We start from the raw sequence: 19,733 nt of genomic DNA, 5'->3' as shown, positions 1-19,733 counted from the left end.
GGTTGCGGGCGATTATTGAGGAGGTGTTGTTGTCGGTGATGTATGAGGTGCCCAGTCGTGAGGATGTGGGTCAGGTGATCATTACGCGGGAGACCGTGATCGACAACGTCAACCCCACCATCGTCCCGCGGGCCCAGCTGCGCCGGACCCGCCAGGAGAAGTCCGCCTAGCAGCATCCCCCGGATCCCCGCCAGACGAAGCTCCGCGCAGACGAGTCCTCCGCGCGTACGACGGGTCCGGCGGTGCCTTGCCGGGGCCCGGCCCCGTGCTCCGGCGGTTCGCCCGTACGGACGACGAGGCCCGGGTACACGCGAGGGGGCGCCCCGACCGGGGCGCCCCCTCGCGTGTACCCGGGGCCACTGTCCGCCCTCCGCGGGGGGCGGGGGTGCGCGGGCCCGCCGGGCCTAGCCCTCCAGCGCCTGCTCCATACGCGCGATGTCGGCCTTCTGCTCGGCGATCACGTCGTTGGCCATGCGCATCACCGTCTGGTCCTTGCCCTCGGACAGCACGTCCTCGGCCATGGTGACCGCGCCCTCGTGGTGGGTGGTCATCAGTTCCACGAAGAGGCGGTCGAACTCGTCGCCCTCGGCCGCCGCCAGCTGCTCCAGCTCCTCCTCGGTGGCCATGCCCGGCATGTCGCCGTGGTCGACCTCCAGTTCGCACGTGGGCACGTCACCGCTCTCGTCGTGATGGGTGCCGTCCCCCTCCAACCCGCAGAAGTTCTGGTGCGCCGGGTTCTCCCTGGCCGGGCCGAAGATGTTCTCCTCCAGCCAGCTCTCCATCGCGGTGATCTCCGGGCCCTGGGCGTCGGCGATGCGGTCGGCGATGAGTTCGATGTCCTCGCGCTCGTGGCGCTCGGGGACCAGGTCGGTCATCTCCAGGGCCTGAGAGTGGTGCTCGATCATCATCACCAGGTAGGTGACGTCGGCCTCGTTGTGGCCCTGTTCCTCGGCGAGGGCGGCGATCTGGTCGGCGGTGGCCGGGGAGGAGGACTCCCCGGGCGCGCCGGGGGCGATGACGTTGGCGGACTCCTGCTCCTGTCCGTCCCCGTCACCCGTACAGGCTGAGGCTCCGAGCAGGGCGAGAGCGGTTCCGGCCGCGAGTACCAGGCGACGCACGAGGTGTCCTCCGATGGGGTGGGGCTGCGGACGGGGCCGCTGTGCCGGTGGGCGTTGTGCCTTGGGGCAACGTCCTGCGGGCTTTCTTACTCACTCGACGGGTGTTCTGTCCAGCCCCGGGCGCGGGTTGGTGCCATCTCGTTCAACTTCGCGGTGTCGGGCGCGGAAGACGGGGTGCCCGTCACTCTGAGGGCTTCTGGGTGCTTTTGGTCTTCCGAAGTGCCATGTGTCCGATTCCGGCGTTTCGTCTGGTTATTGCCAATGGAGGTGAGTATAACCCATAGTAACAAGTTGGATGCTTTGGGTATTTCCGGGAGGTGTGCGGTGGTGTCGGAGACGCGAAGGCACGCGAACGGACTGCGCTGGGGGACGATCGGGACGGCGCCCCTCCTGGTCACCGCCCTCCTGGCCGTTCCGGGGGCGAGGGCCGACGGGGTGAGCACCGGCGGGGGCGTCGTGCACGTGGCCAACCTGCCCAGGCCGGAGGGCCTGGACGGTGTCGCCTCCTACAACACCGACCTGGCCTTCAGCGGTGACCACGCCATCGGCGGCAACTACGACGGCTTCGTCGTCTACGACATCTCCGATCCGGAGAACCCGAGCCGGGTGTCCACGGTCGTGTGCCCAGGAAGCCAGGGCGACGTGTCGGTCAGCGGCGACCTGCTCTACCTCTCGGTGGACTACCCGCGTGCCGGCAGCGAGTGCGGCGCGCCCTCGGTGCCGGCCACCGACCCGGACGGCTTCGAGGGCATCCGGATCTTCGACATCTCCGACAAGGCCAACCCGCGGTACGTGTCGGCGGTGCGCACCGACTGCGGCTCGCACACCAACACCCTGGTGCCGGGCAAGGACGGCGAGCACGAGTACGTGTACGTCTCCTCGTACTCGCCCTCGGAGGACTTCCCGAACTGCCAGCCGCCGCACGACAAGATCTCCGTCATCGAGGTGCCGCTGGCGGATCCGGCCTCGGCCCGGGTGGTCAGCGAGCCGGTGCTGCTGCCGGACGGGGGGCACGGAACCACCACCGGCTGCCACGACATCACCGCCTACCCCGAGAGGGACCTGGCCGCCGCTGCCTGCCTGGGGGACGGCCTGCTGCTCGACATCGCCGACCCGGTGAACCCGGTGGTGGTCGAGCGCGTGAGCGACCCCAACTTCGCGTTCTGGCACTCGGCGACCTTCACCAACGACGCCCGCACCGTGATCTTCACCGACGAGCTCGGCGGCGGGCACGCGGCCACCTGCGACACCGAGACGGGGCCCGAACGGGGAGCCGACGCGATCTACTCGCTGGACCAGAGCGGGGAGGATCCGAAGCTCGAATTTCGGAGCTACTACAAACTGCCTCGTCATCAGACCGAAACTGAGAACTGTGTGGCGCACAACGGCTCGCTGATTCCGGTGCCCGGCCAGGACTACTTCGTGCAGTCCTGGTACCAGGGCGGCGTCTCGGTGATCGACCTCAACGACCCGTCCGAGCCGCGGGAGATCGGCCACTTCGACCGCGGTCCCTGGAACCCCGACGCCCTGACGACGGCGGGCTCGTGGTCGGCCTACTACTACAACGGCTACGTCTACTCCTCCGACATCATGCGCGGGCTCGACGTGCTCCGGCTCACCGACTCCCGTCTGGCCGGGGCGGAGGAGGTGCGGATGGAGGAGTTCAACCCGCAGTCGCAGCCGCCCCCGCCCTCCGGCTGAGCCGTCGGGGCGCGGCGCGCCGGAGGGCTCCGGCGCGCCGCGCGGCACCCGGGTTAGGCGGGTTGTGTAGTCGAATCGGGCCAGCTCGACACCGTGTTAAGAACAAGGTTTCTTTTGTCTCCCCCTATACATATAGATGTTGAACTGTGTACCTTCTTCCTGTTTCGCTCCAATCAGAATCAGGAGTACACAGGATGGCGTCATCCCCCCCGACCCCCAGCTTCCGGCGTGCCAGACGCGGACTGACCGGAGTCTCCCTCGCCGGAGCGGCGGTGCTCATGGTCGGGCTCCTCGGCCCGGCCTCTGCCTCGGCGGACGAAGAGTTCGTCAGTGACGCCGACACCAGCGCCAACATCACCCATGTGACCAACGTCCCGAAGACCGAGGCCATGAGTGACTTCAACTCCGACCTCGCCTTCAGCGGCGACTACGCCATCGGCGGCAACTACAACGGCTTCGTCATCTACGACATCTCCGAGCCGGAGGAGCCGCAGGTCGTCTCCGAGGTCCTGTGCCCGGGCGGCCAGGGCGACGTGTCGGTCAGCGGAGACCTGCTCTACTTCTCGGTGGACTACCCCCGCGCGGGCACCGAGTGCGGCGCCCCCTCGGTGCCGACCACCGACCCGGACGGCTTCGAGGGCATCCGGATCTTCGACATCTCCGACAAGGCCAACCCGCAGTACGTGTCGGCGGTGCGCACCGACTGCGGCTCGCACACCAACACCCTGGTGCCGGGCAAGGACGGCGAGCACGAGTACGTGTACGTCTCCTCGTACTCGCCCTCGGAGCGCTTCCCGAACTGCCAGCCGCCGCACGACAAGATCTCCGTCATCGAGATCCCCGTCGACGAACCGTCTGAGGCCAGGGTCATCGACACCCCGGTGCTCTTCCCCGACGGCGGCAACACCGGCACCGCCGGCTGCCACGACATCACCGTCTACGCCGAACGCGACGTCGCCGCGGGCGCCTGCATGGGCGACGGCGTCCTGATGGACATCTCCGACCCGGCCGCGCCCGTCGTCACCGAGGTGGTCCAGGACGACAACTTCGCGTTCTGGCACTCGGCGACCTTCACCAACAACGGTCGGACCGTGCTGTTCACCGACGAGCTCGGCGGAGGCGGCGGCGCCACCTGCAACGAGGAGATCGGTTCCGAGCGCGGCGCCAACGCCATCTACGCCATCGGCGGCGGTCAGGAGTCCCCCGAGCTGGAGTTCGAGGGCTACTACAAGCTGCCCCGACACCAGACCGACACCGAGAACTGCGTCGCGCACAACGGTTCGCTGATCCCGGTCCCCGGACGCGACTACTTCGTGCAGTCCTGGTACCAGGGCGGCGTCTCGGTGATCGACTTCAACGACCCCAGCGACCCCCAGGAGATCGGCCACTTCGACCGCGACCCGATCAGCGAGGACGAGCTCGTCCTCGGCGGATCCTGGTCGGCCTACTACTACAACGGCTACGTCTACTCCTCCGACATCACCCGCGGGCTCGACGTCCTGAAGCTGGACGACCCCCGGTTCCGGGTGGCCGAGCAGGTGCAGATGGACGAGTTCAACCCCCAGTCCCAGGCCGAGTACCGGCCGGGACGCGGCAACGGCCGCTGACCGCACGGGCGCCCCGGATCCCCGAGGGGACCAGGGCGCCCGCCCGAACGCCGCCCGGCACGTGACCGGGTGACGAAGGACCGGGGCCGCGGCCGTGTACGCCGCGGCCCCGGTGCGTCCACCCCCACCCCCTAGTGCACACAGGAGAACCCATGCCCGCACCTCCCGCAGCACCACGGGCCAGGAAGGCTCTGCGCCGTACCGCGGCCCTCGCGTCCGCCGCGGCCGCGTCCCTGCTCGTCGGGCTCCTCGGCCCGGCCGCCGCGCAGGCGGACGAGGCGCCCGCCGAAGACATCCACAGCGACAACATCACCCACGTCGCCCACATGCCCAAGCCCTCGGCCGTGCGCAACGTCAACTCGGACCTGGCGTTCAGCGGCGACTACGCCATCGGCGGCAACTACGACGGCTTCGTCATCTACGACATCTCCGAGCCGGAGGAGCCGCAGGTCGTCTCCGAGGTCCTGTGCCCGGGCGGCCAGGGCGACGTGTCGGTCAGCGGAGACCTGCTCTACTTCTCGGTGGACTACCCCCGTGCGGGCACCGAGTGCGGCGCCCCCTCCGTCCCGGTGACCGATCCGGACGGCTTCGAGGGCATCCGGATCTTCGACATCTCCGACAAGGCAAACCCGCAGTACGTGTCGGCGGTGCGCACCGACTGCGGCTCGCACACCAACACCCTGGTGCCGAGCAAGACCGGTGACAGCGACCTGGTCTACGTGTCGTCGTACTCGCCCTCCGAGGCCTTTCCGAACTGCCAGCCGCCGCACGACAAGATCTCCGTCATCGAGGTGCCGCACGACGCGCCGGAGGAGGCCGCGGTCGTCAACGAGCCGGTCCTGTTCCCCGAGGGCGGCAACCACGAGCAGGACGGGCTGCTGCTGCCCACCCAGGGCTGCCACGACATCACCGTCTACGCCGAGCGCGACATCGCCGCGGGCGCCTGCATGGGCGACGGCGTGCTGATGGACATCTCCGACCCGGTGAACCCGGTCGTCACCGAGGTGGTCCAGGACGAGAACTTCGCGTTCTGGCACTCGGCGACCTTCACCAACGACGCCAGGACCGTGCTGTTCACCGACGAGCTCGGCGGAGGCGGCGCCCCGACCTGCACCGAGGAGGTCGGTCCCCAGCGCGGCGCCAACGCGATCTACGAGCTGGGCGGCGGCGACTCGCCGGAGTTGGACTTCGCCAGCTACTTCAAGATCGACCGCCACCAGGGCGACCAGGTGTGCGTGGCGCACAACGGTTCGCTGATCCCGGTGCCCGGCCAGGACTACTTCGTGCAGTCGTGGTACCAGGGCGGCATCTCGGTGATCGACTTCAACGACCCGAGCGCCCCGAGCGAGATCGGCTTCTTCGACGTGGACTCCCGCGTGGAGGAGGGCGTGCAGGACAACGACACCTGGTCGACGTACTACTACAACGGCTACGTGTACTCGTCCGACATCGAACGCGGCCTGGACGTGCTGCGGATCGACGACCCGCGCGTGCGCGCGGCCGAGCGGGTGCGGATGGAGGAGTTCAACCCGCAGAGCCAGGAGAGCTACCGGCCGGGACGGCACTGACGGCGGGTGGAGGGCTGACGGGCTCCCCGGGCCCGTGACACGGACGGGGGCGGTGCCGCGGCACCGCCCCCGTCGCCGTGGTGCGGCACCGCTTCGCCGCCCTGTCCGGGGAGAGGGCGCGGCGCAGCGGGGCGGGTCCGGGGACCCCCCGATTCCAGGAAAGCAGGCCGGAGCCCGGCACCGCCAGGGCCTCCTCCGCCCTGTGGACGGAGCGGGCGGCCGGGAGGCCGCGCGGCCTCAGCCGAAGAGGCGGTCGGTGGGGGCGTCCACGGCCTCCAGGACCCGGCCGGTGAAGTAGACCGTGCCCAGCGCCAGCACGCGTCCGCCGAGCGCGCGCAGGGCCGCGGGGGACAGGTCCGCGGCGTCCATACGGCCCCAGTGCTCCGGAAGGGCGTGCTCGAAGCGCAGGTGGGCCTCGGGCAGGCGCACCGCGGTCACGGGCAGGTCGCCGAGGACCTCCACCGCCCCCGACACGTCCTTGTGGTCGGGCAGGCACAGCAGTACGTGGTCCACCCCGCCCCACAGCCCGCGGGCGTGGGCCAGAGCGGCGGCGACCCCGTTGCGGTCGATGGCCGAGTCCACGACCACCTCGGCGCCCGCCTCCGCGCCGGGCACGGCGTGGCGGGACAGCCTCCCCGGCAGCCGGACGGTGCCCAGCACGGCGTGCAGCCGCTCCAGGTCCAGGGGCGGGCGGCCCAGGTGCCCCAGCATCCGCGCGGCCGCCGCCGTCCCCAGCACCCCCGAGGCCGCGGACAGCCCCGGCGGGCGCAGCCCGGGCGGCGGCTCCACCCCCGGCCGCTCCGGATCGACCACCTCGGCCCGGACCCGGCCGCCGGTGGCCTCGGCCAGGGCGGTGTCGACCTCGGCGGCCACCTCCGCGGTCTGCGGCAGGCGCACCAGCGCGCGGGTCCGCTCCCCGGCGACCCGGGCCTTCTCCCGGGCGATCTGCGCCACGGTGTCGCCGAGGACGCCCACGTGCTCGGCGAAGACCCTCCCCAGGGCGACGACCTCCGGGCCGACCAGGCGCAGCTCGTCGCGGTGACCGCCCATCCCGGCCTCCAGCACGCACACGTCGGCGTCCACCTCGCGGGCGCGCAGCAGGCCCGCCACCAGGAACAGTCCGCTCGGCGCCAGGTAGCCGCCCGTCTCCTCCACCGACGGCAGCTCCCGGCGGGCGGCCGCGATCCGCTCGCCCAGCGCGTCCAGTTCGCCGTCGGTCACCGACGTCCCGTCCACCCGCACGCGCTCGCGGTAGGAGCGAAAGCTCGGCCCGGTGACCAGCACCGTGCGCAGCCCGGCCGACGACAGCGCCGCCGCCGCCGTGGTCGCGGTGCTCCCCTTGCCCTTGGAGCCCACCACCCCCAGCACCGGCGGGCGTTCGGCGTCCAGGTCCAGCGCGCGCGTCAGCGCCGCGGCGCGCTCCAGGCTCCGGGTCTGTCCGGGGCGGCGCCGCGCCCACTCGGAGAAGAACAGGTCAAGGCTTGGCATGCTCCCAGTATGGTCTGCGCGACACGGGCCATCGGATCCTTTGCCCGGGGTCCGGGCCCAGGTGGGGGCGCGTAGACTGACGCGGGTGTACACCCCGAACACACGAGACACCGAGACACCGTGAGCGAAGCCAGCGCCGAGCAGCGCTACGCCGAGGTGACCGCGGAGATCCTCTCCCGTGCGCCCGAGTCCGACATCGATCCTCGACTGGACCGGGTCCGCACCCTGCTGGACCTCCTGGGAGACCCGCACCGCAACTTCCGGGCCATCCACGTCACCGGTACCAACGGCAAGACCTCCACCGCCCGCATGATCGACGCGCTCATGCGCGGGCGGGGTCTGCGCGTGGGCCGCTACACCAGCCCGCACCTGCGCACCGTGCGCGAACGCATCGTCATCGACGGGGAGCCCGTCTCCCAGGAGCGGTTCGTCGAGACCTACGACGACATCCGCCCCTACGTCGAGATGGCCGACTCGATGAACGACGCCCCGCTGTCGTTCTTCGAGATCCTCACGGTGATGGCCTACGCCGTCTTCGCCGACGCCCCCGTGGACGTGGCCGTCGTCGAGGTCGGCATGGGCGGCCGGTGGGACGCCACCAACGTCGTCGACGGAGACGTCGCCGTGGTGACCCCCATCGGGATCGACCACACCGAGTACCTGCCCGACACGGTGGAGGGCATCGCCGAGGAGAAGGCGGGCATCATCAAGCCCGGCTCCGTGGCGGTCCTGGCCCAGCAGCCGCTGCCCGCCGCCGAGGCCCTGATCCGCAACGCCGCGGAGGTCGGGGCACAGGTGGCCCGGGAGGGCCTGGAGTTCGGGGTCACCTCCCGCGAGATCGCCGTCGGCGGCCAGCAGATCGCCGTCAAGGGCCTCACCGGCAGCTACGAGAACCTGTTCCTGCCCCTGTTCGGGGCGCACCAGGCCGGGAACGCCGCCGTGGCCGTCGCCGCGGTTGAGGCGTTCGCCTCCTCCGGCGACGACGCCGGGGGCCTGGACCCCGCCATCGTCGGCGAGGCCCTCGCGGGAGTGGACTCCCCGGGCCGCATGGAGGTCGTGCGCACCAGCCCGACCATCATCGCCGACGCGGCGCACAACCCGGCCGGGATGACCGCCACCGCGGCGGCCGTGGAGGAGGCCTTCACCTTCTCCCGGCTGGTCGGAGTGGTCGCGATCATGGCCGACAAGGACGTCGAGGGGATTCTCGAACCCCTCGAACCGCTGCTCGACGAGATCGTCGTCACCCGTAACTCCTCCCCGCGTTCCCTCGACCCGGAGCGGCTGTCCAACGTCGCCCAGCACATCTTCGGTGAGGACCGCGTGCACGTGGAGCCCCGACTCGACGACGCCATCGACCGGGCCGTGGGCCTGGCCGAGGAAGGCGGGGAGTTCGGCGGCACCGGTGTACTGGTCACCGGATCGGTCGTCACCTCGGGTGACGCCGTCCATCTGTTGCGCGGTGTGCAGGAGTGACGGGCCAGGTCTACTACGAAGGGAACCCGCCGTGCGTGTAGTCTGCGCCGTCATCCTGGTGTTCGAGGTCATCGTGATCGGCCTCTTCATCCCCGTCGCCATCTCCCTGGAGGGGATGGACCCGGCCCTGGCCGGGAGCCTGTGGGGAGGGATGGCCGTCGCCGCCCTCGTGCTCTCCGGGCTCCAGAAGCACCGCTGGGCCCACTACGCGGCCTGGGCGCTGCAGGCCGCCTTCCTGTTCACCTCCTTCCTGGTCTCCGGGGCGATGCTGATCGCGGTGGTGTTCGTCTCGCTGTGGGTGACCGGCGTCATCATGGGCCGCCGCACCGACGAGATGAAGGCCGCCCACCTGGCCCGCGCCGAGGCGGAGGCCGCCGGGCAGGGCGGGCAGACCGCGGCCTCCGCGCCCACGCGCCAAACGCGATAGTGTGACGCAGGTCCGGGCGGGCGGCCCGGGGAGACCCCTCCTTCTGCGGCCCCCGCACCTGTGACCCATCACCCGATTCCTCCGCGTGCGGCCGCTGCCGTGGGCGGGTGCCCACGTGCGCCACGCGGAGCCCCAATGAGGAGTTGACACGCACGTGGAGCGCACTCTCGTTCTCATCAAGCCGGACGGCGTTCGCCGCAACATCGTCGGCGAGGTCATCTCGCGTATCGAGCGCAAGGGCCTGAAGCTGGTCGCCATGGAGCTGCGCACGCTCGACGCCGAGACCGCCAGGACGCACTACGAGGAGCACGCCGAGCGCCCGTTCTTCGGCTCCCTCGTCGAGTTCATCACCGGCGGCCCCCTGGTCGCCATGGTGGTCGAGGGCGAGCGCGCGGTGGAGGCGTTCCGCGCCCTGGCCGGCGCCACCGACCCGGTGACCGCCACCCCCGGCACCATCCGCGGCGACTTCGCGCTGGAGGTGCAGCAGAACATCGTGCACGGCTCGGACTCCACCTACTCCGCCGAGCGCGAGATCAAGCTGTTCTTCCCCGACCTGTAGGGGAAACGGAGCGGTCCGCGGGTCCCTCGGCATGTGGGACCCGCGGACACGGGCGACTTCTGTCGGTTCGTCCGCCGACGGGGCGACAATTCGGTGTGTTTGCGTAACGGACTAAGTGCTGACCGTTACGATACGGGGGACTGGATACCTATCGTGCCGGAACGACTACGTATGGTCGCCCCGGGTAACCACGTCCGACACGGCGCCTCTGAGGACGTTACATGCCGAACAACCTTGCTTTTCTCGGCCGGGACATGGCCGTCGACCTGGGTACCGCCAACACGCTCGTGTACGTGCGAGGACGCGGCATCGTTCTGAACGAGCCGTCGGTGGTCGCGCTCAACACCTCAACGGGCCGGATCGTCGCTGTCGGCATCGAGGCCAAGCAGATGATCGGCCGCACACCGACCAACATCACGGCCATCCGTCCCCTGAAGGACGGTGTCATCGCCGACTTCGAGATCACCGAGCGCATGCTGCGCTACTTCATCCAGAAGATCCACCGGCGGCGCCACTTCGCCAAGCCGCGTCTGATCGTGGCGGTTCCCAGCGGCATCACCTCGGTCGAGCACCGCGCCGTCAAGGAAGCGGGCTACCAGGCCGGTGCGCGCAGGGTCTACATCATCGAGGAGCCCATGGCCGCCGCCATCGGCGCGGGGCTCCCCGTCCACGAGCCCACCGGCAACATGGTCGTGGACATCGGCGGCGGCACCACCGAGGTCGCCGTGATCTCGATGGGCGGCATCGTCACCTCCCAGTCCATCCGCGTGGGCGGCGACGAACTCGACCAGGCCATCGCGACCTTCGTCAAGAAGGAGTTCTCCCTGATGATCGGGGAGCGCACCGCCGAGGAACTGAAGATGGCCATCGGCTCCGCCTACCCGACCGGGTCCGAGGAGATCCGCGCCGAGGTGCGCGGACGCGACCTCGTCAGTGGACTGCCCAAGACCATCGTCCTGGCCGAGAGCGACGTCCGCCAGGCCATCGAGGAGCCGGTCACCGCCATCGTCGACGCGGTCCGCACCAGCCTGGACAAGTGCCCTCCGGAGCTGTCGGGCGACATCATGGACCGCGGCATCGCCGTCACCGGCGGCGGAGCGCTGCTCCGCGGGATCGACGAGAGGCTCCTGCACGAGACCGGGATGCCCATCCACGTCGCCGACAACGCGCTGGACTCCGTCGCCGTCGGCTCGGGCACCTGCGTCGAGAACTACGAACGGCTCCACCAGGTACTCGTCCCCGAACGGCGGAGGTGACCCATGTTCCGCGACTCACGCAGATCCCGCGTACTCCTCGCCGTACTCGTCGCCGCGGCGGTGGCCCTGCTCGTCCTGGACGCCCGTCCCGGCGCCGATCCCGTCACCTCCGTCGCCCGCACGGGCGGCGAACTCGTCTTCGCGCCCGCCGCCGCGGGTGTCAGCTGGGCGACCGGGCCCGTGTCCGGCCTCTACGAGGGGCTGGTCCGGGGACCCGAGTCCGAGCGCGTCGCCGAGCTGGAGCAGGCCAACGCCGAGCTGGAGGACGACCTGCGGGCCGCCCGCATCGACAGCGCGCGCGCCGAGCAGCTCGACGCGATGCTGGGACTGGCCGGTCTGGGCGGCTACGAGATCGTCCCCGCCCAGTCCGTCACCCGCGTCACCGCGCGCGGCTACGCCGACACGGTCACCATCGACGCCGGCACCGACTCCGGTGTGCGCCCGGACATGACCGTGGTCAACGGCTCCGGTCTGGTGGGCAAGGTCATCGAGGCCGGTCCGAGCACCGCCACCGTCATGCTCGCCACCGACGTCAACTCCGCCGTCGGCGCCCGCCTGGAGGCCACGCGCAAGATCGGCGTGGTCCGGGGAGGCACCGTCCCCGGCGGTCCCGACGCCGAACTGACCCTGGAGCTGTTCGACCTCCAGGCACCGGTCGAGGCCGGGGACCGTCTGGTCACGCTCGGCTCGCACGAGGGCGCGCCCTTCGTGCCCGGCGTGCCGATCGGCACCGTCGAGAAGGTACAGGTGGCGCCCGGCGCGCTCAGCCGCCTCGCCCGCATCGCACCGGCCGTGGACTTCTCGTCCCTGGACGTGGTGGGCGTGGTGGTCGGGGGGCCCGAGGAGGACCCGCGCGACTCCGTGCTTCCGCCCCGACCCGACAAGGGGGAACGCTCATGAGGAACGCAGCGACCCTGGGCCTGGTGGCCGTCGCCGTCCTCGTCCAGGCCACCGTCGTCAACCGGCTCCCGTTCGAGTGGGGGGCCGGACCCGACCTCGTGGTCGCGGCGATCGTCGCGGTCGCCCTGACCACCAGCCCAGCCGCCGCGGCGGCCTGCGGTTTCGCCGCGGGGCTGGCCATGGACGTCCTGCCGCCCGCCGAGCACGCGCTGGGCCGCTACGCCCTGGTGCTGTGCGTCGCCGCCTACCTGCTGGCCCTGCTGCACAGGAACACCGGCTCGGCCGGAGCGCTGGGCGGCAGGCCCTCGGTGTGGGCCCTGATGGCCGCCACCGCCGTCACCGCCGTGGGAGTGGGCCTGGGCTACGCGCTGGTCGGCGTGCTCATGGGCGATCCGCGGGTGTCGCTGGCCGCCGTGGCGGTCAACACCCTCGTCGGAGCCGCCCTGACGACCCTGGTCTCACCGCTGGTCACGCTTCCGCTGCTGTGGGCGCGGGGGGCGCTCTCCGACAGCGAGCTCGCCGGCGTCCGGGACACCGTGTCCCCGCGGGGGTGGTGAACGTGCACATGTCACCCGTCGACGACGTCGAACTGCCCGGGCGCAGGCTCGGCCGGGCCGGACTGCTGCTCGCCCAGATCCTGGTCCTGGTGCTCTTCGCGGCCCTGGCCGTGCGGCTGTGGTACCTCCAGATCCCGATGTGGGACCACTACCGTGAGCTCGCGGTGGCCAACCACCACCAGCAGCTCCTCGTCCCCGCCACGCGGGGGCAGATCCTCGACGCCACCGGCCGACCGCTGGTCAACAACAGCACCGAGCTGGTGGTCTCCGCCGACTACCACGAGATCGTGGGCATGGAGGACGGCGGCGAGAAGGTCCTGACCGACCTGTCCGAGGTGCTCGACGTCCCGCTGGAGGAACTCCAGAAGCGCATGCGCCTGTGCGGGCCCGAGGTGAGCCGCCCGTGCTGGCCCGGCTCGCCCTACCAGCCCGTCACCCTCGCCGACGACGTGGAGCCGTCCGTCGCCCTCCAGATCATGGAGAGCGCCGATCGCTTCCCGGGGATCAGCGCCCAGGCCCACGCCGTGCGCGAGTACCCGCAGGGCGAGCACGGTTCCCAGATGCTGGGCTACCTGCAACCGGTGACCCAGGAGGAGCTGGAGGCCCGCGAGGACCTGCGCACCCAGTTCACCGGCATCGACATGGTGGGACGCGACGGCGTGGAGGCGGTCTACGACGCCCAGCTGCGCGGCACCGCGGGCAAGCGCGTCCTGGGGGTGAACAACCACGGCGAGGTCATGGAGGTCATCTCCGAGACGCCTCCCGAGCCGGGGATGCACCTGGTCACCCACGTCGACCTGGGCGTGCAGAAGATCGCCGAGGAGGCGCTGGCCGAGGGGATGGCGGGCGCACGACCCCGCTACAAGGCCGACTCCGGCGCCGCCATCGTCCTGGACGTGCGCACCGGCGGAGTGGTGGCCATGGCGAGCCTGCCCACCTACGATCCCGCCATCTGGCGCGGCGGCATCGACCAGGAGACCTTCGACGAGATGCTCAGCGAGGAGGCGGGCGAACCACTGCTCTCCCGCGCCGTGCAGGGCACCTACCCGCCGGGTTCCACGTTCAAGGTCTCCTCGCTCTCGGCGGCCGCGGAGAACGGGTACTCGCTGCGCAGCACCTACGCCTGCCCGGGGTCGGTGAACCTGGCGGGGCAGAACTACCAGAACTACGAGGGCCAGGGCCAGGGGCCGATCAGCCTGCACCAGGCCATCGTGGTCTCCTGCAACACCGTCTTCTACAACTTCGGTTACCAGATGTGGAAGGACGACGGCGGGCTCTACCCCGACGGCGAGGCCGACGAGGCGATGGCCGAGATGGCCAAGGGCTTCGGCTTCGGCTCCCCGACCGGGATCGACCTTCCCTACGAGACCTCCGGGCGCATCCCCGACCGCGAGTGGAAGCGCACCTTCTGGCAGGAGACGCGCGAGAACAACTGCAACCGGGGCGAGCACGGCTACCCCGAGGTCGCCGAGACCGACCCGTCGCGCGCCGCCTACCTCAAGCTGCTGGCCTACGAGCAGTGCGTGGAGGGCTTCCAGTGGCGGGCCAACGAGGCCGTCAACTTCGCCATCGGCCAGGGCGACGTCCTCGTCACCCCGCTCCAGCTCGCCAGTGCCTACGCGGCCATCGCCAACGGCGGCACGCTCTACGAGCCCCGCATCGGCAGGGCGCTGGTCTCCGCCGACGGGACGGAGACACGGGAGGTCGAGCCGGTCGTGCGCGGTGAACTGCCGGTCAGCGACGAGACGCTGGAGTACCTCCAGACCGCGCTCACCGCGGTCCCCAAGGAGGGGACCGCACGCGGCGCCTTCGCCGGGTTCCCGCAGGACAAGGTGTCCGTCGCGGGAAAGACCGGTAGCGCCGACGTGGAGGGGCGCCAGGTCTCCTCCTGGTTCGCCTCCTACGCGCCCGCCGACGACCCGCAGTTCGCCATCGTCGTCCTGGTCTCCCAGGGCGGTACCGGTGGTATGACCGCGGCGCCCATCGCGCGCGCCATCTACGACGGCATCTACGGCTTCGACTCCCCGGCGCAGGGGGCCGAGGCCGCGGAGGAGGAGACAGGCGGCAGGGAACCGCTGATCCCGGGCGGCGCGCCGCCCGAGCAGCTGCCCGCGGTCCGTCCCGACGGTTCCATCGACCTGCTGGATCGGTAGCCATGAGCACCTACGTGGGAGCGCCCGGTTCACGGGGCGCCGAGATCGGACGCAGCGCGGCGGGCCTGGCCCGCCGACTGGACTGGACGCTGGTCGCGTCGGTGGCGGCCCTGTGCGCCATCGGCTCGCTGCTGGTGTGGTCGGCGACCATCCCGGGCGACGGCAGCGACCCGCTCGAATCCACCGAACACCTGACCCGCCACCTGCTCCACCTGGTGGTGGCGTGGGCGCTGTGCCTGGTGGTCGCCGCGGTGGACCACCGCACGATCCGCGCGTACGCGCCGATCGTCTACCTGGTCACGGTGATCACGCTGGTCCTGGTGCTCACCCCGCTCGGCGAGGTGATCAACGGGTCGCGCGGCTGGATCGTGGTCGGCGGCTTCCAGTTCCAGCCCAGTGAGCTGTCCAAGGTCGGACTCGTCCTGGTCCTGGCCACGCTGCTGGGGGAGCCCCGCGACGGCGAGGCCCGGCCGATGACGCGGGACGTGGTGTTCTGCCTGGTGGTCCTGGCGGTGCCGCTGGCCCTGGTGATGTCGCAGCCGGACCTGGGCACCACGCTGGTGCTCGCCATGATCTTCCTGGGCATGCTCACGCTGTCGGGCGCCCCGATCGTGTGGGTGGCGGGCATGCTGGCATGCGGGGTGGTCGGCGCGCTGTGCGTGTGGTGGTTCGACATGCTGGAGCCCTACCAGCTGGACCGCATCGCGACCCTGATGGACCCGACCGCCGACCCGCAGGGCGCGGGGTACAACTCCAACCAGGCGCTGATCGCGGTGGGATCGGGCGGGTTCAACGGGACCGGGCTGTTCCAGGGCGAGCAGACGCACGGGCAGTTCGTGCCCGAGCAGCACACCGACTTCATCTTCACGGTGGCGGGCGAGGAACTGGGGTTCGTGGGGTCGGTGGTGGTCATCGGCCTGTTCGCGTTGATCCTGTGGCGGATCCTGCGCATCGCCCGGGGATGCGAGCAGCCCTACCCGCGCCTGCTGTGCGTGGGCGTGGTCGCCTGGTTCGGGTTCCAGGCCTTCATCAACATCGGGATGGGACTGGGGGTCGTGCCGGTGACGGGCCTGCCGCTGCCGTTCATGTCCTACGGCGGTACCGCGATCGTGGCCAACATGGTCGCCCTGGGACTGGTGCTGGGCGTCGACTCGCGGGACCGGGGCTTCGCCTAGCAGGGGCCCCGGGAAACGGACCGGAACGCCTGGGGGCGGGCGCGGCGGAGAAGCCGGGCCCGCCCCCAGGGGCGTCCGCGGGGACGGACCGGGCCCGCGGCGCTCCGAGCGGGCCTGTGGACGGAGCGGTCCGGAGCCCGGGTCGCCGGTAGCCTGGGGGCATCCGCGCGGGCGCGCTCCACGCGTCACGGCGCCGACTCCCGCCACGACGGGGGTCCACGCACACCCGACACGATGTCCGCCGAACGAAGGCCCACACCATGTCCGTCGAAAGCCTCTTCCCGCGGCTGGAACCCCTGCTGACGCAGGTGGCCAAGCCCATCCAGTACGTCGGTGGCGAGCTCAACTCCGTGGTCAAGGAATGGGACGAGACCCGGGTGCGCTGGGCGCTGATGTACCCGGACGCCTACGAGGTGGGAGTGCCCAACCAGGGCGTCCAGATCCTGTACGAGGTCCTCAACGAGCGCGAGGGAGTGCTGGCCGAGCGCGCCTACGCGGTGTGGCCGGACCTGGAGAAGCTCATGCGCGAGCACGGCGTGCCCCACTTCACCGTGGACGCGCACCGGCCGCTGGCCGCCTTCGACGTGCTCGGGCTGAGCTTCGCCAGCGAGATGGGCTACACCAACATGCTCACCGCGCTGGACCTGGCGGGCATCCCGCTGCGCTCGGCCGACCGCACCGACGACCACCCGGTCGTGCTGGCGGGCGGGCACTCGGCGTTCAACCCCGAGCCGATCGCCGACTTCCTGGACGCGGTGGTCCTGGGCGACGGCGAGGAGATCACCCTCGCCGTCACCGAGATCATCCGCGAGTTCAAGGAGGAGGGCGAGCCCGGCGGGCGCGACGGCCTGCTGCTGCGCCTGGCCGCGACCGGCGGCGTGTACGTGCCCCGCTTCTTCGACGTGGACTACCACGAGGACGGGCGGATCGCCTCCTACACGCCCAACCGGCCCGGGGTGCCCGCCACGGTGCAGAAGCACACCGTGATGGACCTGGACCAGTGGCCCTACCCCAAGAAGCCGATCGTGCCGACCGCCGAGTCCGTGCACGAGCGCTACAGCGTGGAGATCTTCCGCGGCTGCACGCGCGGCTGCCGGTTCTGCCAGGCGGGGATGATCACCCGGCCGGTGCGCGAGCGCAACAAGGAGACCGTCACCAAGATGGTCGAGGACGGCGTCAACGCCTCCGGTTTCCAGGAGGTGGGGCTGCTGTCGCTGTCCAGCGCCGACCACAGCGAGATCGGGCAGATCGCCAAGGGGCTCGCCGACCGGTACGAGGGCACCAACACCGGCCTGTCGCTGCCCTCCACCCGGGTGGACGCGTTCAACATCGACCTGGCCAACGAGCTGACCCGCAACGGGCGCCGCTCCGGCCTGACGTTCGCGCCGGAGGGCGGCAGCGAGCGGATGCGCCGGGTGATCAACAAGATGGTCACCGAGGAGGACCTCATCCGCACCGTCACCGCCGCGTACGCGGCCGGGTGGCGGCAGGTGAAGCTGTACTTCATGTGCGGACTGCCCACCGAGGAGGACGAGGACGTCCTGGCCATCGCCGACCTGGCCACCGAGGTGATCCGGACGGGCCGTGAGGTGACCGGGCGCAAGGACATCCGCTGCACGGTGTCCATCGGCGGGTTCGTGCCCAAGCCGCAGACCCCGTTCCAGTGGGCGGCGCAGACCTCGTACGAGGCCGTCGACGCCCGGCTGCGCAAGCTGCGCGACAGGCTGCGGGGCGACCGCAAGTACGGCAAGTCGATCGGTCTGCGCTACCACGAGGGTCGCCCCTCCATCATCGAGGGCCTGCTCTCCAGGGGAGACCGCAGGGTCGGCCGGGTGGTCGAGGAGGTGTGGCGCTCGGGGGGCCGTTTCGACGGCTGGAGCGAGCACTTCTCCTACGACCGGTGGTCCAAGGCCGCCGAGGTCGGCCTGGCCGACCTCCCTGTGGACGTGGACTGGTTCACCACCCGCGAGCGCGACGAGGACGAGGTCCTGCCCTGGGACCACCTGGACGCGGGCCTGGACCGGTCGTGGCTGTGGCAGGACTGGCAGGACTCGCTGTACGGCGAGGAGTCGCTGGAGGTGGACGACTGCCGCTGGAACCCCTGCTACGACTGCGGGGTCTGCCCGAGCATGGGTACCGAGATCCAGATCAACGCACCGGCGGAGGGCCGCCCGCTGCTGCCGCTGAACGTGGTCTAGCCGGACCGGCGGCGGTCGCTGGGCGGGGCAGCAGGGGCCGTACGCCGCGCCCCGCCCGGAGGGCGGCCCCGGTCGCGGCGACATGTCGCGCGGAGCCCAGGAGGCTCCCGGACGACGCCGTACACGGACGAACCCCTGGTTCCACCGGTTGCCGGTGGAACCAGGGGTTCTGGCGTCCGTGCCGGGGACAGGGGTCGGCCCATGCGTCCCAGGAGGGGGTGAAGTAGGATTTCGCGCTCCGGGCGCTCTCTCGACCCTTGGGGGGAGAGTGGCCCGGGGGAGGAAGATGTACGGCCCGGCGCCCCGCTCGCGCCGGGCCGTACGTGTAATAGGACTCGCGGGTTACGCGGGGGGTTGCCATCGGATCCAGATTTTCTTCGGATTTTTTTCGGGGAACCCCGCGTTCTGGTGGTGAACACGGCTTCGGTATCCGCTCCGACCGCTCGGGGACTTTTCGACCGCAGGTCAGTGGGGGAGATACCGGTATGCGTAGTCCTGTTGGCGCATGTGCACCACGGCGCACCGTACGCTGAGCAGGACGAGGAACAGCCCCTTCAGGTCGCCCCGCCGACCGCACCAGGGGGCATGAGGAAAGGAGTTGAGCTGCCCCCCGCATCCGAGGGCACCACCTCACCCTCCACCGCCAAACCCGGACAACGGCTTCGCGTCCACTACGCCAAGCGCGGACGCATGAGGTTCGCCAGCCACCGCGACATCGCCCGGGCTCTGGAGCGCGCCCTGCGCAGGGCCTCCGTACCCGTGGCTTTCTCCGCTGGCTTCTCACCTCACCCCAAGGTCTCCTACACCGGAGCGGCCCCCACCGGGGTCGCCAGCGAGGCGGAGTACCTTGAACTCACTCTGGCCGAGCACCGTCCGCCCGAGAGGGTCCGAGCCGACATCGACGCGGCCATGCCCCAGGGCATCGACATCGTCGAGGTCGTCGAGGCCCGCCATCCCGGGCTGGCCGACCGGCTCCAGGCCTCCGAATGGCGTGTGGAGATGGCCGGCGTCGACCCCGACGACGCCGCCAGGGCGGTGGCCGCCTATCTGGCCGCCGACAGCGTCGAGGTGGAGCGGATGACGAAGAAGGGTCGTCGACGCTTCGACACACGGCCGGCAGTGGTCCGTATCGACGTGTGCGCTGATTCCCACGGGCGCGCCCCAGAGGAACATCACACGACATATGCCATACTTCGGATGGTCGTACGGCACACGACACCTGCTGTTCGACCGGACGACGTGCTGACCGGCCTTCGCCACGTGGCCGACCTCGCGCCGCCGTCATCGCCCATGATGACCCGGCTGGCGCAGGGGCCGCTGGACGAGACGACAGGTGCGATCGCGGACCCGCTCTCCCGGGACCGGCCCGAAGCCCACACGAGCTCCGGACCCGTGGAAGACAACGCGGAGGAGCGGCGCGACAACGCACCACGGCCGTCAACGCCCATGGCGGGACCGCACGGATGAGCGGCCCCGAAGCGGGGAACATGGGCGACACCACAGGACTTTGCCCCGACGGCGCCTCGGCGCCGCCGGCGCTGACACAGCGACGA

At 70.8% G+C, this 19,733-nt stretch carries 15 protein-coding genes and 1 pseudogene; 14 read left to right on the top strand and 2 right to left on the bottom strand.

Features of this window, described 5'->3' with window-relative positions:
- A pseudogene (locus HGB44_RS31905) lies at nucleotides 1-170 on the top strand (ATP-dependent Clp protease ATP-binding subunit ClpX); the annotation flags it as partial.
- Between the two features lie 234 nt (nucleotides 171-404).
- Here HGB44_RS31905 and HGB44_RS11075 read toward each other — a convergent pair.
- The gene (locus tag HGB44_RS11075) at nucleotides 405-1,118 is read right to left on the bottom strand and encodes a DUF305 domain-containing protein (RefSeq protein WP_061078854.1); all 714 of its coding nucleotides are present in this window, start codon (nucleotides 1,116-1,118) and stop codon (nucleotides 405-407) included.
- A gap of 324 nt (nucleotides 1,119-1,442) precedes the next feature.
- Between HGB44_RS11075 and HGB44_RS11070 the strand changes: the two genes are divergently transcribed.
- From HGB44_RS11070 to HGB44_RS11060, 3 genes are all read left to right on the top strand, one after another.
- The gene (locus HGB44_RS11070; protein WP_061078855.1) at nucleotides 1,443-2,819 is read left to right on the top strand and encodes an LVIVD repeat-containing protein; all 1,377 of its coding nucleotides are present in this window, start codon (nucleotides 1,443-1,445) and stop codon (nucleotides 2,817-2,819) included.
- 194 nt (nucleotides 2,820-3,013) lie between these two features.
- Nucleotides 3,014-4,426: a hypothetical protein gene (locus tag HGB44_RS11065; RefSeq protein WP_061078856.1), complete on the top strand. Its 1,413-nt coding sequence runs from the start codon at nucleotides 3,014-3,016 to the stop codon at nucleotides 4,424-4,426.
- Nucleotides 4,427-4,578: 152 nt separating this feature from the next.
- On the top strand, nucleotides 4,579-5,994 hold the full coding sequence (locus HGB44_RS11060; RefSeq protein WP_061078857.1) for an LVIVD repeat-containing protein: 1,416 nt from the start codon (nucleotides 4,579-4,581) through the stop codon (nucleotides 5,992-5,994).
- Between the two features lie 237 nt (nucleotides 5,995-6,231).
- On the opposite strand, the gene HGB44_RS11055 is transcribed toward HGB44_RS11060, so the two are convergent.
- Nucleotides 6,232-7,482, bottom strand: coding sequence for a folylpolyglutamate synthase/dihydrofolate synthase family protein (locus HGB44_RS11055; protein WP_061078858.1), 1,251 nt, complete (start codon nucleotides 7,480-7,482; stop codon nucleotides 6,232-6,234).
- A 120-nt stretch (nucleotides 7,483-7,602) separates the two neighbouring features.
- Between HGB44_RS11055 and HGB44_RS11050 the strand changes: the two genes are divergently transcribed.
- The 10 genes from HGB44_RS11050 (at nucleotide 7,603) to HGB44_RS11005 (ending at nucleotide 19,647) form a co-directional block, all read left to right on the top strand.
- Nucleotides 7,603-8,955, top strand: coding sequence for a bifunctional folylpolyglutamate synthase/dihydrofolate synthase (locus HGB44_RS11050; RefSeq protein ID WP_061078859.1), 1,353 nt, complete (start codon nucleotides 7,603-7,605; stop codon nucleotides 8,953-8,955).
- Between the two features lie 31 nt (nucleotides 8,956-8,986).
- Entirely contained in the window at nucleotides 8,987-9,382 is a 396-nt protein-coding gene (locus HGB44_RS11045) for a DUF4233 domain-containing protein (protein ID WP_061078860.1), read from the top strand.
- A 154-nt stretch (nucleotides 9,383-9,536) separates the two neighbouring features.
- The gene (gene ndk / locus HGB44_RS11040) at nucleotides 9,537-9,941 is read left to right on the top strand and encodes a nucleoside-diphosphate kinase (protein ID WP_061078861.1); all 405 of its coding nucleotides are present in this window, start codon (nucleotides 9,537-9,539) and stop codon (nucleotides 9,939-9,941) included.
- Between the two features lie 221 nt (nucleotides 9,942-10,162).
- Complete coding sequence (locus HGB44_RS11035) at nucleotides 10,163-11,197, top strand: rod shape-determining protein (RefSeq protein ID WP_026115390.1); 1,035 nt, start codon at nucleotides 10,163-10,165, stop codon at nucleotides 11,195-11,197.
- Nucleotides 11,198-11,200: 3 nt separating this feature from the next.
- Nucleotides 11,201-12,097: a rod shape-determining protein MreC gene (gene mreC / locus HGB44_RS11030; protein ID WP_061078862.1), complete on the top strand. Its 897-nt coding sequence runs from the start codon at nucleotides 11,201-11,203 to the stop codon at nucleotides 12,095-12,097.
- The gene (gene mreD / locus HGB44_RS11025; RefSeq protein WP_061078863.1) at nucleotides 12,094-12,654 is read left to right on the top strand and encodes a rod shape-determining protein MreD; all 561 of its coding nucleotides are present in this window, start codon (nucleotides 12,094-12,096) and stop codon (nucleotides 12,652-12,654) included. The genes mreC and mreD overlap by 4 nt, the downstream gene beginning before the upstream one ends.
- A gap of 8 nt (nucleotides 12,655-12,662) precedes the next feature.
- On the top strand, nucleotides 12,663-14,807 hold the full coding sequence (mrdA, locus tag HGB44_RS11020; RefSeq protein ID WP_061078998.1) for a penicillin-binding protein 2: 2,145 nt from the start codon (nucleotides 12,663-12,665) through the stop codon (nucleotides 14,805-14,807).
- Nucleotides 14,808-14,809: 2 nt separating this feature from the next.
- Nucleotides 14,810-15,982 carry a rod shape-determining protein RodA gene (gene rodA, locus HGB44_RS11015; protein WP_061078864.1) on the top strand — a complete coding sequence of 391 codons (1,173 nt, stop codon included), beginning with the start codon at nucleotides 14,810-14,812 and terminating at the stop codon, nucleotides 15,980-15,982.
- A 260-nt stretch (nucleotides 15,983-16,242) separates the two neighbouring features.
- Nucleotides 16,243-18,180, top strand: a complete 1,938-nt coding sequence (locus HGB44_RS11010; RefSeq protein ID WP_061078865.1) for a TIGR03960 family B12-binding radical SAM protein — start codon at nucleotides 16,243-16,245, stop codon at nucleotides 18,178-18,180.
- 690 nt (nucleotides 18,181-18,870) lie between these two features.
- Nucleotides 18,871-19,647: a TIGR03936 family radical SAM-associated protein gene (locus tag HGB44_RS11005; protein WP_061078866.1), complete on the top strand. Its 777-nt coding sequence runs from the start codon at nucleotides 18,871-18,873 to the stop codon at nucleotides 19,645-19,647.
- Nucleotides 19,648-19,733 lie beyond the last annotated feature (86 nt).

It is taken from the genome of Nocardiopsis alborubida, from assembly GCF_012396365.1.
Lineage (GTDB): Bacteria > Actinomycetota > Actinomycetes > Streptosporangiales > Streptosporangiaceae > Nocardiopsis > Nocardiopsis alborubida.
This window is presented reverse-complemented; position numbering and strand designations above follow the sequence as displayed.

What these genes read in the sequence shown, in the direction of transcription:
- mreD (WP_061078863.1), top strand. Translation starts at nt 12,094, where the DNA reads ATGAGGAACGCAGCGACCCTGGGCCTGGTGGCCGTCGCCGTCCTCGTC.
- HGB44_RS11035 (WP_026115390.1), top strand. Translation starts at nt 10,163, where the DNA reads ATGCCGAACAACCTTGCTTTTCTCGGCCGGGACATGGCCGTCGACCTG.
- rodA (WP_061078864.1), top strand. Translation starts at nt 14,810, where the DNA reads ATGAGCACCTACGTGGGAGCGCCCGGTTCACGGGGCGCCGAGATCGGA.
- mreC (WP_061078862.1), top strand. Translation starts at nt 11,201, where the DNA reads ATGTTCCGCGACTCACGCAGATCCCGCGTACTCCTCGCCGTACTCGTC.
- HGB44_RS11005 (WP_061078866.1), top strand. Translation starts at nt 18,871, where the DNA reads ATGAGGTTCGCCAGCCACCGCGACATCGCCCGGGCTCTGGAGCGCGCC.
- HGB44_RS11010 (WP_061078865.1), top strand. Translation starts at nt 16,243, where the DNA reads ATGTCCGTCGAAAGCCTCTTCCCGCGGCTGGAACCCCTGCTGACGCAG.
- HGB44_RS11065 (WP_061078856.1), top strand. Translation starts at nt 3,014, where the DNA reads ATGGCGTCATCCCCCCCGACCCCCAGCTTCCGGCGTGCCAGACGCGGA.
- HGB44_RS11055 (WP_061078858.1), bottom strand. Translation starts at nt 7,482, where the DNA reads ATGCCAAGCCTTGACCTGTTCTTCTCCGAGTGGGCGCGGCGCCGCCCC.
- HGB44_RS11060 (WP_061078857.1), top strand. Translation starts at nt 4,579, where the DNA reads ATGCCCGCACCTCCCGCAGCACCACGGGCCAGGAAGGCTCTGCGCCGT.
- mrdA (WP_061078998.1), top strand. Translation starts at nt 12,663, where the DNA reads ATGTCACCCGTCGACGACGTCGAACTGCCCGGGCGCAGGCTCGGCCGG.